Annotated in this window: 12 protein-coding genes and 1 pseudogene; 7 read left to right on the top strand and 6 right to left on the bottom strand. The window is 38.4% G+C overall.

All coding sequences use genetic code 11. The features are described from left to right. The first annotated feature begins 10 nt into the window (after positions 1 to 10). From EG346_RS21975 to nhaA, 5 genes and pseudogenes are all read left to right on the top strand, one after another. Positions 11 to 1,897, top strand: coding sequence for an AMP-binding protein (locus EG346_RS21975; protein WP_123881649.1), 1,887 nt, complete (start codon positions 11 to 13; stop codon positions 1,895 to 1,897). A gap of 57 nt (positions 1,898 to 1,954) precedes the next feature. Then, positions 1,955 to 3,865: pseudogene (gene acs / locus EG346_RS21980) on the top strand (acetate--CoA ligase); the annotation flags it as partial. A 304-nt stretch (positions 3,866 to 4,169) separates the two neighbouring features. Further along, positions 4,170 to 4,535: a hypothetical protein gene (locus tag EG346_RS21985; protein WP_123881652.1), complete on the top strand. Its 366-nt coding sequence runs from the start codon at positions 4,170 to 4,172 to the stop codon at positions 4,533 to 4,535. A gap of 110 nt (positions 4,536 to 4,645) precedes the next feature. Next, positions 4,646 to 6,856 (top strand): RelA/SpoT family protein, encoded by a 2,211-nt coding sequence (locus EG346_RS21990; RefSeq protein WP_073334805.1) that lies wholly within the window; start codon positions 4,646 to 4,648, stop codon positions 6,854 to 6,856. A gap of 2 nt (positions 6,857 to 6,858) precedes the next feature. Next, complete coding sequence (gene nhaA, locus EG346_RS21995) at positions 6,859 to 8,037, top strand: Na+/H+ antiporter NhaA (RefSeq protein WP_073334804.1); 1,179 nt, start codon at positions 6,859 to 6,861, stop codon at positions 8,035 to 8,037. Here nhaA and EG346_RS22000 read toward each other — a convergent pair. Beyond that, positions 8,034 to 9,047, bottom strand: coding sequence for a YihY/virulence factor BrkB family protein (locus tag EG346_RS22000; RefSeq protein WP_083564087.1), 1,014 nt, complete (start codon positions 9,045 to 9,047; stop codon positions 8,034 to 8,036). The two genes, nhaA and EG346_RS22000, sit on opposite strands and share 4 nt — an antisense overlap. Before the next feature lie 350 nt (positions 9,048 to 9,397). On the opposite strand from EG346_RS22000, the gene EG346_RS22005 reads away from it, so the two are divergent. Continuing rightward, positions 9,398 to 9,871 carry a 23S rRNA (pseudouridine(1915)-N(3))-methyltransferase RlmH gene (locus EG346_RS22005; protein WP_073334803.1) on the top strand — a complete coding sequence of 158 codons (474 nt, stop codon included), beginning with the start codon at positions 9,398 to 9,400 and terminating at the stop codon, positions 9,869 to 9,871. Between the two features lie 31 nt (positions 9,872 to 9,902). On the opposite strand, the gene EG346_RS22010 is transcribed toward EG346_RS22005, so the two are convergent. From EG346_RS22010 to EG346_RS22025, 4 genes are all read right to left on the bottom strand, one after another. Further along, a complete protein-coding gene (locus EG346_RS22010) occupies positions 9,903 to 10,358 on the bottom strand; it encodes a tRNA (cytidine(34)-2'-O)-methyltransferase (RefSeq protein ID WP_123881655.1) in 456 nt (151 codons plus the stop codon). 105 nt (positions 10,359 to 10,463) lie between these two features. After that, on the bottom strand, positions 10,464 to 11,276 hold the full coding sequence (locus EG346_RS22015) for a tetratricopeptide repeat protein (RefSeq protein ID WP_123881658.1): 813 nt from the start codon (positions 11,274 to 11,276) through the stop codon (positions 10,464 to 10,466). Beyond that, positions 11,273 to 11,839, bottom strand: coding sequence for a phosphatase PAP2 family protein (locus EG346_RS22020; RefSeq protein WP_073334800.1), 567 nt, complete (start codon positions 11,837 to 11,839; stop codon positions 11,273 to 11,275). Before EG346_RS22020 ends, EG346_RS22015 begins: the two co-directional genes overlap by 4 nt. 3 nt (positions 11,840 to 11,842) lie before the next feature. After that, positions 11,843 to 12,178, bottom strand: a complete 336-nt coding sequence (locus EG346_RS22025; protein ID WP_073334799.1) for a Sec-independent protein translocase subunit TatA/TatB — start codon at positions 12,176 to 12,178, stop codon at positions 11,843 to 11,845. A gap of 325 nt (positions 12,179 to 12,503) precedes the next feature. Here EG346_RS22025 and EG346_RS22030 point away from each other — a divergent pair, with 325 nt between their 5' ends. Continuing rightward, the gene (locus EG346_RS22030; RefSeq protein ID WP_123881661.1) at positions 12,504 to 13,448 is read left to right on the top strand and encodes a hypothetical protein; all 945 of its coding nucleotides are present in this window, start codon (positions 12,504 to 12,506) and stop codon (positions 13,446 to 13,448) included. A 124-nt stretch (positions 13,449 to 13,572) separates the two neighbouring features. Here the strand turns inward: EG346_RS22030 and EG346_RS22035 are convergent, their stop codons facing one another. Then, positions 13,573 to 14,808 (bottom strand): TCR/Tet family MFS transporter, encoded by a 1,236-nt coding sequence (locus EG346_RS22035; RefSeq protein WP_073334797.1) that lies wholly within the window; start codon positions 14,806 to 14,808, stop codon positions 13,573 to 13,575. Positions 14,809 to 14,900: the final 92 nt, after the last annotated feature.

The following is a 14,900-nucleotide window of genomic DNA, read 5'->3' on the forward strand; positions in this document are numbered from 1 at the left end:
AAAAATTAATATGGACGCAGATATTCTGTTTAAACAAAGTATAGAAGATAAAGAACGTTTCTGGAAAGAACAAGCCAAAGAAATAGATTGGTTTCAGTTTCCGGAACAGATTCTTTGTCAAGATAAAAATGATTATCCGCAATGGTACGCCGACGGAAAGCTCAACATATGCCATCTCTGTATTGACCGGCATATTGAAGATGGTTATGGGGAGCAGACGGCTATTATTTATGACTCTCCTGTTACAGATCAGAAGAAAACATACACTTTTAATCAGGCTAAAGAAGAAATTTCAAAATTTGCCGGAGGACTTGTATCATTGGGTTTAAAAAAAGGAGATACCGCTGTTATTTATATGCCTATGATTCCACAAACTCTTTTTGCGATGCTGGCCTGCGCAAGGATTGGAGTGATTCACAATGTTGTTTTTGGAGGTTTTGCCCCGCATGAACTGGTCGTGAGAATCGATGACTGTAAGCCAAAAGCATTAATCACCGCTACTGCAGGCGTAGAAATAGCGAGAAGAATTCCCTATTTACCGCTTGTTGAAAAGGCTATTGAACTGGCACAGGATAAAGTAGACCATATTATTGTTTACAACAGACAATTAGTAGATAATCAGCACGAAATGTTTGAGGGACTCATTGATTATGAAGAATTAGTTCAAAAATCAGAACCTGCAGATTGTATTTCAGTAGAATCTACTCATCCTTTGTATTTGCTTTATACGTCAGGAACCACGGGAAAACCAAAAGGAATTGTACGGGATACCGGAGGCTACGCAACCGCGCTGAAGTTTTCCATGAAATATATTTATGGTGTGGAACCCGGCGAAACCTATTGGGCAGCATCTGATTTCGGATGGGCAGTCGGGCACAGTTTTAGCGTCTACGGACCGCTGATCAACCGGAATACAACAATTATTTTTGAAGGAAAACCTATTATGACCCCTGACGCCGGTACATTCTGGAGGATTATTTCGGAATATAAAGTTTCTACCATGTTTACAGCACCAACCGCCATCAGAGCCATTAAAAAAGAAGATCCGAACGGAGAATTAGTTAAAAAATATGATCTCTCCCACTTTAAAAAGCAGTTTCTGGCTGGTGAACGATGTGACGTGGCGACTTTGGATTGGTTTGCTGAACATATTGGAGTTCCGGCTATTGATCACTGGTGGCAGACAGAATCCGGATGGCCCATGCTAGGTCTAATGACTTTAGATGATCAGTATAAAATCAAAAGAGCGTCTGCCGGAAAACCTATTCCGGGATATGACATTAAAATCTTTGACGAAAATGGATATGAACTTGATGCTCATCAGGAAGGTTACCTTATCATCAAACTTCCACTTCCTCCCGGCGCGCTTTTAGGTATATGGAATGACAACGAACGTTTTCAGAGCAGCTATCTGTCCCAATACAAAGGGTATTATTTTTCCGGAGACGGTGCCATTCAGGATGAGGACGGTTATATTTTCATTACCGGAAGAGTTGACGATGTCATCAATGTAGCCGGACACCGACTATCCACTTCAGAAATGGAAGAAATTGTGTCGTCACATCCCGACGTTGCAGAATGCGCTGTGGTAGGCATCGATGACGAGCTGAAAGGACAGATTCCTTTTGCTGCGGTTGTGTTAAAAAATGGCTCTCCTATAACCGAAAAAGATGTAGAAAAGGATATTATCCGTATGGTTCGGGAGAAAATAGGCGCCGTGGCATTTCTAAAAAACGCGATGGTTGTCAAACGTTTACCTAAAACACGTTCAGGAAAAATTTTAAGAAAATTGATCAGAACATTACTCGATAGGAAAGATTTTCAGATTCCGTCTACCATAGATGACGAAAAAATCATTGAAGAAATTCAGGAAAAAATCAATGAATACAGGGCTTAAGCCATAAATTAAACATATATTTAATATTAATAAAATTCAAATTTCAAAAAAAGAAGGGATATGAGAAATTACTTAATTGAAGATCTGCCACATTATTTTGAAGAGTACAAAAAGTCTATTAAAAATCCTAAAAAATTCTGGGATAAGATTGCTGATCAAAATTTTGTCTGGTACCAAAGATGGAGCAAGGTTGTTAAGTATGATATGAATGAAGCCAAAATCACTTGGTTTAAGAATGCGAAATTAAATATCACTAAAAACTGTATCGACAGACATCTTGCAGTAAGAGGAGAAAAAACAGCGATCATTTGGGAGCCCAACGACCCTAAAGAACAGGCACAACATATTTCCTACAATGAATTATACACGCGCGTCAATAAAACTGCCAATGTTTTGCGTGAAATGGGAATTGAAAAAGGCGACAGAGTCTGCATTTACCTTCCCATGATCCCGGAACTAGCGATAACGATGCTTGCCTGTGCTAAATTGGGCGCAGTGCATTCTGTAATCTTCGCAGGATTTTCAGCTTCAGCAGTAGCTTCAAGGGTAAACGACTGTCATGCTAAAATGATCATTACGTCAGATGGAAGCTACAGAGGAAACAAAGTTCTGGACCTAAAAAGTATCGTAGATGAAGCTGCGGAGAAAACACCAAGCATAGAATCTATTCTGGTCGTAAAAAGAACCCACAACGAGATCAAAATGAAAGAAGGCAGAGATCACTGGATGGCTGATCTTTATGAAAAAGCCTCCGCTGATTTCGTTACCGTGATCATGGATGCTGAAGATCCGCTTTTTATCCTGTACACCTCAGGTTCTACGGGGAAACCCAAAGGAATGCTTCACACTTCCGCAGGTTATATGGTGTATACCGCCTATACTTTTAAAAATGTATTTAACTACAAGGAAAACGACATCTACTGGTGTACAGCAGATATCGGCTGGATTACCGGACATTCCTATATTCTGTACGGGCCCCTTCTTAACGGAGCAACCACCGTAATTTTTGAAGGGGTGCCTACTTATCCTGAACCGGACCGTTTCTGGGAGGTTATCGAAAAACATAAGGTTACCCAGTTCTACACCGCACCGACGGCCATCCGTTCATTGGCCAAAGAAAGCTCGGAATGGGTTGACAAGCATGATCTCAGCACTTTGAAAGTGATTGGCTCTGTGGGTGAACCCATCAATGAAGAAGCATGGCACTGGTTCAATGACCATGTCGGAAAGAAAAAATGTCCGGTCGTTGATACCTGGTGGCAAACAGAAACAGGAGGAATCATGATCTCACCGCTTCCTTTCGTTACCCCTACCAAACCTACCTATGCCACACTTCCACTTCCGGGAATTCAACCTGTATTAATGGATGATAAACGCAACGAAATTACAGGAAACCAGGTAACCGGAAATCTATGCATCCGTTTTCCATGGCCGGGAATTGCCAGAACTATCTGGGGCGACCATCAGCGATATAAAGAAACCTATTTTACAGCTTTCCCGGGGAAATATTTTACGGGTGACGGCGCATTGAGAGATGAAGTAGGATACTACAGAATTACGGGCCGTGTAGATGATGTAATTATTGTTTCCGGACATAATTTAGGAACAGCCCCTATTGAAGACAGCATCAACGAACATCCTGCTGTTGCAGAATCTGCGATTGTGGGTTATCCTCACGACATTAAAGGAAATGCCTTGTATGGTTTTGTGATCTTGAAAGAAACAGGAGAAGGCCGCGACAAGGAAAACCTTAAAAAGGAAATCAATCAGCTGATCTCAGATCAGATAGGACCTATTGCCAAACTGGATAAGATTCAGTTTGTTTCCGGGCTTCCCAAAACACGTTCAGGGAAAATCATGCGTAGAATCCTGAGAAAAATTGCAGAAGGAGATTTCAGCAACTTTGGAGATATTTCTACTTTACTGAATCCTGAAATTGTGGAGGAAATTAAGAATGAAAAGATATAGATTAGATTTTTGAACAATACTGTAAAAACGGGCTTCGGTCCGTTTTTTTTGTAAATAATGATACTTAAGAATGTGTATTTTATTCGTGTAGATTTCACGGATAATGCAAATTAATGAATAGATATTATCGGTCTTTATGGAGTAGTACATATTCATCAAATTTAAACTCCTGTTCAATAGATATTCTCAAACATTTTAACATAAAAATATAGACAAAATAGTAAAACGTAAATTTTAATAAATTATTACCAACAATATTAAAAAATATTTATTACCTTTAAGTATAATTTAAAAACCATTGCTTATGTCAAATATATTAGCTGGATTATTTGCACATCACAGCGATTACAAAAAGCTTGAAGCTGATCTGGAAAATTCAGGATTTGAAAATTCAGATTACATAGTATATGTTAATAACGACTCTGGTACCTCTCAGTATCTGGCGAGTGTTGCGGTAAAAGATAATAACCAAACTGACGGTGCTAAGAATGTTTTTAGCCAAAATTCAGTACTGAAGACCTATTTATTCGAGAATATGGGTATCGGAGAGGCCAATTATGATCACATCAGAAAATTTATCGATGCCAGAAACAGAGCAGAAATCCATAACAGCCCCGATGTAAAAATAAAGGCATCAAGCAGCGGTATGGATTCAGAAGTAAAATTCTGATAAAACATAAAATCTAATAACCGGAAATCCACAGATCGTTCTGTGGATTTTTTATGTATGAAAAGTTTAAAAATTTTCGTATTTTCGTTTAAATATAGGCATTAACACAAATGAGTTACGATTTAGAACAGGAAAACAAAGAGATCCTTGCCCGATATAAGGACTTGATTTCTAACACCTACAGAACTCTGGATGAGGAAAATAATAAACTCATCCGGAAGGCATTTGATATTGCATTGGATGCCCATAAGGATCAAAGGAGAAAATCCGGCGAGCCTTACATCTACCACCCCATTGCTGTTGCTAAAATTGTAGCAACTGAGATCGGACTTGGCGCTACATCCATAGCCTGTGCCCTGTTGCACGACGTTGTAGAAGATTCGGACTATACCTACGAAGATCTGAAAAAGATTTTTGGAGAAAAGATCGCCAACATTGTGAACGGACTCACAAAGATCTCTATCATGAATCATCAGAATATTTCTGTACAGTCTGAAAACTACAGGAAATTATTGCTGACGTTATCCGAAGATTTCAGAGTTATTCTGATCAAAATTGCCGACCGTCTTCATAATATGAGAACGCTGGAAAGCATGGCTCCGGACAAGCAGAAAAAAATTGCTTCAGAAACAGTATATATTTATGCCCCGATGGCTCACCGTCTGGGACTTTATAACATTAAATCAGAGCTTGAAGATCTTTCGTTAAAATACAACAATCCGGAAGTGTACAATGAGATCACGGAAAAGTTGGAATTAGCCAAAGAAAGCCGGGAACGATACATTGAAGAATTTAAGACTGAAGCTTCAGAAAGATTAAAAGAAGAAGGCTTAAATTTCACGATCAAAGGCCGTGCGAAAGCCATTTCCTCTATTTACAGAAAAATGCTTAAACAGGGCGTTTCTTTTGAGGAAGTCTTCGACAATTATGCCATCAGGATTATCTATAAATCGGATGCTAAAAATGAAAAATTCTTAGCCTGGAAAATCTATTCCATTGTAACGGATGTTTACCACAGTAACCCTTCAAGAATGAGAGACTGGATCACACAGCCCCGTTCTACAGGGTATGAAAGTCTCCATTTAACGGTACTTGGACCAGATAAAAAATGGATAGAAGTTCAGATCCGTTCGGAGAGAATGGATGAAATTGCAGAAAAAGGAGTTGCGGCCCACTACAAATATAAAGAAGGCTACAAACAGAGCTCCGATGACCGGAATTTTGAAAAATGGGTCACTGAGATCCGTGAAGTTCTTGAACAACAGCAAAACCTCTCTACCTCTGAACTATTAGATAATATTAAACTCAATTTATATTCTAAAGAAGTATTTGTATTTACTCCAAAAGGAGAAATTAAAATTCTTCCCACCAATGCCACAGCTCTGGATTTCGCTTTTTCCGTTCACTCTGATCTTGGAATGAAATGTCTTGGCGCTAAAATCAACGGAAAACTGGTCCCTATTTCATATGTTCTCCAAAATGGTGATCAGATCGATATTTTGTCTTCACAGAACCAGAAACCTAAGTCTGACTGGCTGGAGTTTGTAGTAACCTCCAAAGCGAAGTCTAAGATTAAAAGTTATCTGAATTCTCAGAAGAATCAGCTGGTAGAAGAAGGAAAAGAAATTCTTCAGAGAAAACTGCGACATGCAAAGATCAACTTTAACGATGAAGAGATCAACAAGCTTCAGAAATTCTTTAATTTAAAAACCTCTCAGGATCTGTTCCTGAAATTCCAGAGCAATGAACTGGATGTCAGCAGTCTGAGAAAATATATAGAAAGTAAAAATGTATTCAACAACTTACTTTCAAGATTCAGAAAATCGCCAACAAAAAATCAGCATTTTGAGGAGCCGAAAGAGCAAAACCTTGACATGATTATTTTCGGGAAGGATGAGGAAAAGCTCAACTACAGCTATGCGAAATGCTGTACGGTAATTCCCGGTGACAAAATTTTTGGATTTATTACCATTTCTGACGGTATCAAAGTCCACAGTGACAACTGCCCGAATGCCATCAATCTGAGAGCACAGTATGATTACCGTGTAATCCCTGCCAAGTGGGTGAATGCAGAGAGCTTTAAGAACAGAGTGAAGATCGAAATTGAAGGTCTTGACAGAATGGGAATGATCAACGATATTACAACCGTGATCAGCGGAAGCATGGGAATGGATATGAAAAGCATGTCTATAGAATCCAATAATGGTATTTTTACAGGAAATATCAATCTTGAAGTTAAAAACAAAGGTCAGCTTGAAGAAACATTTAAAAAACTTAAAAGCATCGACGGCGTTTCCATTGTGAGACGATTACAATCATAAACATGAATTTATCCTTATATTTTAAAAAATTTTTCAGCAGTAATCAGGCATCAGGAATTATACTTATTTTCTGTGTCCTTGTTTCATTATTAATCGCTAATTCGTCTGCAGGCGAAGGTTTTCAGAACTTTTTAGACAAAGAAGTCGGCACTCACCTTTTCCACCTTACCTATCCTGTCAGCATATGGATTAATGACGGACTGATGGCCGTTTTCTTCCTTTTGGTAGGGCTTGAGATCAAAAGAGAAATGGTAGAAGGCGAACTTTCTTCTTTCAAAAATGCTTCATTGCCTATTTTTGCAGCGGTTGGAGGAATGCTCGTTCCGGCCGTCATCTATACATTCTTCAACTCCGGAACAGAATATGGCAGTGGCTGGGGAATTCCCATGGCTACAGATATTGCTTTTTCATTGGCTATCATTTCGATGCTGGGCAAAAAGATTCCGAACTCCATTAAAATATTTCTCGCAGCATTGGCTATTGTAGATGATCTGGGTGCCATTCTGGTGATTGCTGTTTTTTATACCGAACAGATTCACTGGACTTATCTGTTGCTATCTTTTGGAACAGCGGCCTTATTGTTTTTACTCAATTTTTTAAAAGTTACCCGACTTATTTTTTATATTATTCCAGGATTGTTCTTATGGTATTTCCTGCATCATTCGGGAATCCATGCAACAATAGCGGGAGTTTTACTGGCCTTCTCAATTCCTACCAATGTGTCTACTGTAGAAATCTCCCCTCTTGAAAAACTTGAGCATAGCCTTCATTTTCCGGTAAGCTTTCTCATCATGCCGATATTTGCTTTAACGAATACCAATATTGCTTTTACCAGTGAAATGGTAGCAGGAGTTACAAGTACGTTAGGTTTGGGTATTATCTGCGGGCTGGTGTTAGGAAAACTGGTCGGGATCAATCTGTTTTCTTTTATAGCTATCAAATTAAAACTAAGCTCACTGCCTCAAAACAGTACCTGGACCCAAATGGCCGGTGTTGGATTACTGGCAGGAATAGGATTCACCATGTCTATTTTTATTGCGCTGCTTTCCTTTAAAGATGATATTCCCATTCAGGACGAAGCTAAATTTGCGATTCTGATCGCGTCTTTCTTGGCAGCAGTCTTAGGATTTATCATATTAAGTATGAGTTCTAAAAAAGATATGAACGAGATAGAAAATTAATCTCTTTTCTTTTCTTCTATCTTTCTTCTGTGCTCCTCATCACTTTCCAGATTGGGTTCTGTAATCCTTGTTTGATAATGAACGGCTTCTCTTTTGATTTCGTCGGACATCAGTTTTTCTATCCTCAGCTTTCTGAGAGCCATGTTCAGTTCGTTTCCGAACAGGAGAAGATACACATTGACATTCACCCAAACCATCAGCAGGATCATGCTTCCAATGGATCCGTAAAGTACGTTATACCGCGCAATATCTTTCACATAGATCGCAAAGATAAACGTGGTGAGAACAAATAAAACTGTGGTTAAAATAGCTCCGGGAACAGCCTGTCTGAATCTTGCTATTTTTACCGTTCCCAACCAGTAAAAAAGCGTGAGAAGAATAAAATAGAAAAGTGGAAAAGAAACAAATCCAATGATCTTGGAAAGGTTTTTTACGAGCCACGAAATATCGTAAGCTGGGGTAAAAAGTTTCATCACAACTTCCACATAATAGACTCCGAAAAGTGCCAGAAAAACAATGGTAATAAAGCCTATGGTGATAAAAAAGGAAAGAATGAATTCCTTTACATCTGTGAGTTTTTCATCTGAATTTTCATTGAATCCATTGATAAGGGAAAAAGTTCCGTTGGTTGCAAAAACCAGGGCAAGTACGATTGTCAGATTGCTGATCCCTTTCATATTCGGGATAATATTGGTTTCAATATAGCCTCTCACATCATTTTCCATATTAGAAGGAAAAACGTTGTGCATCAGAACTTCAAAAATATAAAACTGCAGCTTGTCATAATGCGGCATATAAGGCAAAACGGAAAGAAGAAAGAGAAGAAACGGAAAGAGACTGATGGTAAAGCTCCAGGAAATAGCGGCTGCTTTTCTCCCTATATTTCCTTTAAAAATGCCGGAAATATAGATCTGAAACATCTGCCATAATGATATTCCTAAAACAGGAATATGAATACCTTCAAAAAACTCTTGAATCTTCAAGATAAATCTGGGAACTTTTATACTCATCGATTTGGTGCATTTCACTTAAAAAAACAGCCTATTTTTATCTCCTTAACCGGAGAAACATTACCGCTTTTACCTAAGTCTTTGTACAAATATAAACATTTTATCCATCCTTTTTCCCATACCTGCCAGGCTAAAAAATGGCAATTATTGAACAGATCAGGAGCTCATAGGCTGCTCAACCAATAGAATCCATCCAAAATAAACAGATTTTAAAATTAAATGAGCAAAATATTAAAAACCTTGAAAATGAAAAGTGCTCCCTATTTTAACATTTCAGGTCCGGCTTTCATCCTTATTCATTTATTTTCACCTGTAAAATTGGTATCTTTGCCCTTTGAAATTTTCTATACATGCGAATCGGCTTACTTTGTATCGGCAAAACAGATGACAAAGAGATTACTTCTCTGATCAGTTATTATCTTACCAGACTTCCCAAACACTGGAATTTTGAAATCACTGAAATTCCTGATGTGAAAAATGCAAAAAATCTTTCGCCGGACCTTTTGAAGAAGGAAGAAGCAAAGCTGTTCTTCAATCATATTGATAAAAATGACCTGGTGGTAATTCTTGACGAAAAAGGAAAACAGTTCACCAGCCGCGAATTTGCCCAGAAAATTGATAACTGGATGAATTCATCAGTAAAAAAAGTCCATATCCTGATTGGAGGTGCCTATGGTTTTTCAGAAGAGATTTATAACAGAGCCAACGAAAAAATGTCATTATCTAAAATGACATTCACGCATCAGATGATCCGTTTATTTATTGTTGAACAGCTGTACCGGGCTGATCAGATTTTACAGGGGAAACCCTATCATAATGACTAAAATTCCCGGTTTTCAAAACCGTAATTGACTGCTAACCCTTTACACCAATCTGCCTTTTGGCTTCACCAATGACAAATGCTACAGAATTGGCAATATTAAAGCTTCGGATTAATTTGGACATCGGAATGGTCAAATGATTTTGGAACTGATCCAGAACATCCTTACTCAACCCCACACTCTCTTTTCCAAAAACCAGCCAGTCGCTATCCTGAAAATCGTTTTCCAGATATGATTTTTCAGCATGGGAACTCATTAAGAAAACACGCGACGGATCAGGAATACTTTTTATCCACTCCTCCACATTGGCATATTCGGTAACATCAAGATGCACCCAATAATCCAGGCCGGATCTTTTCAGGTTCTTATCATTGATCACAAATCCAAACGGGTGAACCAAGTGCAATTTACTCTCTGTTCCTACACATAATCGTCCTATATTACCTGTATTGTTGGGTATTTCGGGTTCTACAAGAACAATATTCAACATCTCTATATCTTTATGGGGTTCAAAATAATTAAAACTGAGAATAAAATCTATTTAGTTTTATGGTTAAAATTGGTTTTCGCAAAAAAACGGACGATCAAAATAAGATTATTTTACCGTACATTTCGTATAATAATCTGCCAGCACCGCTTTTTCATAGCCTAAACTTACTGCTTTATTAAGATTTTCACAGGCTTCCTTAGGTTTCGCCGTATCAAATAAAACCAGTGCTTTGGTAACATACGACTGCGCAAATTTAGGATCGATGGAAATTGCTTTGTTAACGTCTGTAAGGGCTTCCTTAGGCTTTTTCATTTTGAAATAAACGTCTGCCCTTCCATTATAAAGAAGTGATTCCGGTTTCTCGGAAATCAGCTGGTTGTAATCTTTTAAAGCGCCGTCCAGGTCACCGCTGTTTTTCTTCAGATTTGCCAGTCCTGTTTTTGCATAAATATTATCCGGAGCAAACGTAAGGATCTGCTTAAGGTCTTTAATCGCGAGCTCTTTTTTGCCCTGACTGTCGTAGATCTTGGAGCGGGTGAGGTAAAATTCGGGATTTTCAGCATCAATCGAAAGTCCTTTGGAAATGTATTCCAACGCTTTTGTTTTGTTTCCTTTCTGACTGTTGAGCGAAGCAAGATTAGCATATACCGGAGCTGATAAAGGATTGGCTTTCAAAGCAAATTCATAAGATTTCAAAGCTAATGCAGTCTTTCCTAACCTTCTCTGAGCTGTACCAAGACTGTTGTAATATTCAGACTGATACTTTTGAATCTGTTCTTTTTCTGCCAGTTTGGTATATTGTTCTTCTGCACATTTATAGTCTGCTTTTTTAAAGCATTCTTCGGCTATTTTCTTATCCTGTGCGTAAAGGCTGAATGAGGAGCATATTAATGCTGCGAGTAATAAAGTTTTTTTCATGAAGTTATAGTTTGTTTGTTGATGACTTTTTTGGCGAGTACTCCAAATATCACTCCCAATAAAGATCCAACAAACGCCCCCACCAAAATATCTATCGGGAAATGTACTCCTAAATATATTCGGCTGTAAGAAACTACTACAGCCCATACAAATATAGCATATGGAAACCAATTGAGCTTCTTTTTCAATAAAATACTTAAATAAGCGGCTAAAAAGAATGTGTTGGAAGCATGGGCAGAATAAAACCCGTATTGTCCTCCACATTTTACAATCCTCATATAATGTTCCAAACTGGGATCATGACATGGTCTGAGTCTGGCGACGCCGTATTTGAAAATACTGGCGAGCTGATCTGAAACGGTAGCTCCCAGAGCAATAAATATAAGGATGAAAACTAAAGATTTTAGTTTGTAATTTTTGTATAAAAAGTAAAGAAATATAATATACAGAGGCACCCAGATCCATGTACTGGAAATGAGCATCCACAGTTGGTCGAAAGAAGTATCGCCCAAATTATTAAGGTACAGAAATACCTTTTTATCTTCCTGAATGATCTCCTCCATGAATTATCTGCTTACAGGCCCTTCGTAGGTCTCATCGTCGGCAGGCTTTATTTTTGGAGGTTCATTAGTTGCTAAAGGTTCCTTTACAACATCTTTTTCAATATCCTTCATAGGATTGAAATCTTTTGCTGCATCTTTTACCTTCTCAATTTCACGCTTGATCTCAGAAACCGGATTATCAGTTTCCTTCATGATCTCAGTTTTAATGTCTTCCACTGCGCCGCGCATTTTTCTTACACCTGAGCCTAAATCACGTGCTATCTGAGGAAGCTTATCCGGACCGAATAATACAACAATCGCTATCGCGATCAGTGCCATTTCTCCAATGCTTAATTCCATGAGGTAAAATTACGAAAGATTATACATTTATTTCGCAGTAAACTAAAATTTTAAACAAATTTTAAGATTTTAGGACTTTTCCGGGCTGGAAGGCTTGATTGAGAGGGTAAATGGGTTGGAGCGTTGCCTGTTGTGGAGTGAATTATGTAAGGCCCAATATCTACTATCCGATGTCTGACATCTCATATCTGAAATCTGAGATCTTAGCTCTCTACTCTTTTAACTTCCCTATAACATTCAGTTCATAAATATTTAATTCAAATAAATGGGATTTATGATGAATTTTATTATATTTAGTAGACACAAAACCATTAAATATTGCACTATGAAAAAACTTGTTACTACTTTCAAGCTTTTTGCCGTGATATCGGTATTAACGCTTACTGCATGTCAGGACGACAACAGTGAAATGATTCAGGATTCTACTGTATCTAAGTCATCATCAGCTGATCTGAAAAAGGAAATTACCCCCGGATTGAAGACGATTCCGGAGAATGTACAGATCCAGATCAGTGATTCTAAGAAAAACCTTGAACAGTATCTGAAAAATGATCTGCAGATCACGGGCATTACTATTTTAGGGAAACTTTCTACACAGAAAGGGATTGAAATCTCTCAGGAGTTGATTTCTGACAAAGAACAATTTGTCGCTGAAGGAAATATCCTTGATCCTGAAACCGTAAAAGTTGGAAAAATCGGAGTATTGTTTTCCGGAGATCAATTGACAGAAGCTCAAAAAGGCCTTAAAGAATCAGCTTCTGAGCAGATCAAAACAGGGACTGATCTTCTTGAAATTTCGTGGAACTATAAAGGAGAAACATTTACGTCTCTTTGCTTTTATAATGAGTCCGGGATTATCTGGGATAATGTATTTGCCGGACTTGTTATGATGGATGCAAGAGGAAATTCTGAGGTTTCTTCTAATGAATCTCAGGCTAAAGTATCTTCTAAATGGTTTAAAGAATGGTGGACGGCCAATTGGCTTTGGGGTTCTAAAAGAGGTGAAATAGGATATAAGATCACGATCTATTATTCGGGTTCCAGCGTTTCTAATGTTGATGTAAGCGACTGGGGGAATATCAGCTTAGGTAAAGCTAAAAGTGAAAGTAAAGTAACCAAGAGAACCGGTGCCTACGGACAATGCAGATATGCACTTGGATTGTGTACGCCTACAGGTTCCTTAAGCTTTAACAGCAGTAACTTTTCTGTATCTTTTTCGGGACTGGGAAGTAATGTGGTAAGTAATGGTACCAAATCACTTTATCCGTAAAAATTTTCAACACATTATTAGATTTTTTCAATAAAACAGGGAAGCATTTATGGCTTCCCTGTTTTATTTTTTAATTTTTTCCAAAAACAGAACTGTTAAAGCTGGCCCGGAATAATTTATCTATTTACAGTTTTTTGATCACATTTTTATTCTCTTTCTTAAAGGCATTATAGGTCATTACCACGCTTATAGCCATTAAAATAAATGCAAGAAAGAACGGTGCTCCTGAAAACTCAAACGGTGCCTCATCATGTGTAAAATAGTAAAAAAGATTGGTCATCAATGGCGGTCCGATGATGGAAGTTGCACTCATTAAACTGGTCAATGCGCCCTGAAGTTCTCCCTGCTCATTGGAAGGAACACTTTTCGTGATGACCGATTGAAGTGCCGGTCCACAAATTCCTCCCAAACAGTAAGGAATGAGAAACACAAACATCATCCAGCCTTCCGAAGCAAAAGCAAAGAGCAACATTCCCAATGCATACAGAGCCAATCCGTAATAAATACTTTTCTGCTCTCCCAGCTTCGGAGTTGTCCAGCGGATCAGAACTCCCTGAACCAAACCAACCAAAAGACCCACGACTCCTAATGAAATCCCGACCATTCTTTCGGTCCAGCTGAATTTATACATCGTGAAAAAACTCCAGTTACTCTGTACCGCATGTCCTGCAATATAAATTAAAATAAGAGCAAAGATCAATCCTGAAATTTCAGGATGTTTACCTAAAAATTTAAATGAACCGACAGGATTGGCACGTTTCCAGTCGAATTCCCTTCTTTTATCTTTGTCCAAACTCTCCGGCAGAACAAAATACCCGTACAGGAAATTTAAAAGACATAGACCTGCTGCTGCATAGAAAGGTACCCTGGCTCCGTAATGTCCCAAAAGCCCCCCCAGCACTGGTCCTATAATAAAACCAAGCCCGAATGCAGCACCGATAAGACCAAAATTTTTGGCTCTGTCTTCATCTGTGGAAATATCGGCAATGTAGGCACTTGCTGTTGTTACACTGGCTCCGGTGAGCCCGGCAATAATCCTTCCGAGGAAGAGCCACCAGATGGTTGGCGCAAGGGCAAGGAAAATATAATCTACAGCAAATCCAAAAAGAGAGATCAAAATAATAGGCCGTCTTCCGTATTTGTCACTCAGATTTCCCACAACAGGAGAAAAAATAAACTGGGTAAATGCATATGCAAAACCAAGCCAGCCACCATATTTCGCTGCTTCACTGATATCGGCATGAATAAGTTCCTCAATTAATTTGGGAACAACAGGAATAATGATTCCCCACCCTGTGATGTCAATCAGTAAGGTTATAAATATAAAGCTGATGGCCGCTTTTTTATTTGAGTTTTTCATAATGCTGCAAAATTAATCAAATCTGAAATATAATGGTTCTAAATTTCGACTTTGGAATAGAATTGAAAGACCAATGGTAAGATATCAGATAT

Source organism: Chryseobacterium carnipullorum (assembly GCF_003815695.1).
Taxonomy (GTDB): domain Bacteria; phylum Bacteroidota; class Bacteroidia; order Flavobacteriales; family Weeksellaceae; genus Chryseobacterium; species Chryseobacterium carnipullorum.

Bases quoted from the DNA above. Each gene is read 5' to 3' on its own strand.
- EG346_RS22015 (WP_123881658.1), bottom strand. From the start codon at position 11,276: ATGAAAAAAACTTTATTACTCGCAGCATTAATATGCTCCTCATTCAGC.
- EG346_RS21990 (WP_073334805.1), top strand. From the start codon at position 4,646: ATGAGTTACGATTTAGAACAGGAAAACAAAGAGATCCTTGCCCGATAT.
- nhaA (WP_073334804.1), top strand. From the start codon at position 6,859: ATGAATTTATCCTTATATTTTAAAAAATTTTTCAGCAGTAATCAGGCA.
- EG346_RS22025 (WP_073334799.1), bottom strand. From the start codon at position 12,178: ATGGAATTAAGCATTGGAGAAATGGCACTGATCGCGATAGCGATTGTT.
- EG346_RS21975 (WP_123881649.1), top strand. From the start codon at position 11: ATGGACGCAGATATTCTGTTTAAACAAAGTATAGAAGATAAAGAACGT.
- EG346_RS22035 (WP_073334797.1), bottom strand. From the start codon at position 14,808: ATGAAAAACTCAAATAAAAAAGCGGCCATCAGCTTTATATTTATAACC.
- EG346_RS21985 (WP_123881652.1), top strand. From the start codon at position 4,170: ATGTCAAATATATTAGCTGGATTATTTGCACATCACAGCGATTACAAA.
- EG346_RS22020 (WP_073334800.1), bottom strand. From the start codon at position 11,839: ATGGAGGAGATCATTCAGGAAGATAAAAAGGTATTTCTGTACCTTAAT.
- EG346_RS22005 (WP_073334803.1), top strand. From the start codon at position 9,398: ATGCGAATCGGCTTACTTTGTATCGGCAAAACAGATGACAAAGAGATT.
- EG346_RS22030 (WP_123881661.1), top strand. From the start codon at position 12,504: ATGAAAAAACTTGTTACTACTTTCAAGCTTTTTGCCGTGATATCGGTA.
- EG346_RS22010 (WP_123881655.1), bottom strand. From the start codon at position 10,358: ATGTTGAATATTGTTCTTGTAGAACCCGAAATACCCAACAATACAGGT.
- EG346_RS22000 (WP_083564087.1), bottom strand. From the start codon at position 9,047: ATGAGTATAAAAGTTCCCAGATTTATCTTGAAGATTCAAGAGTTTTTT.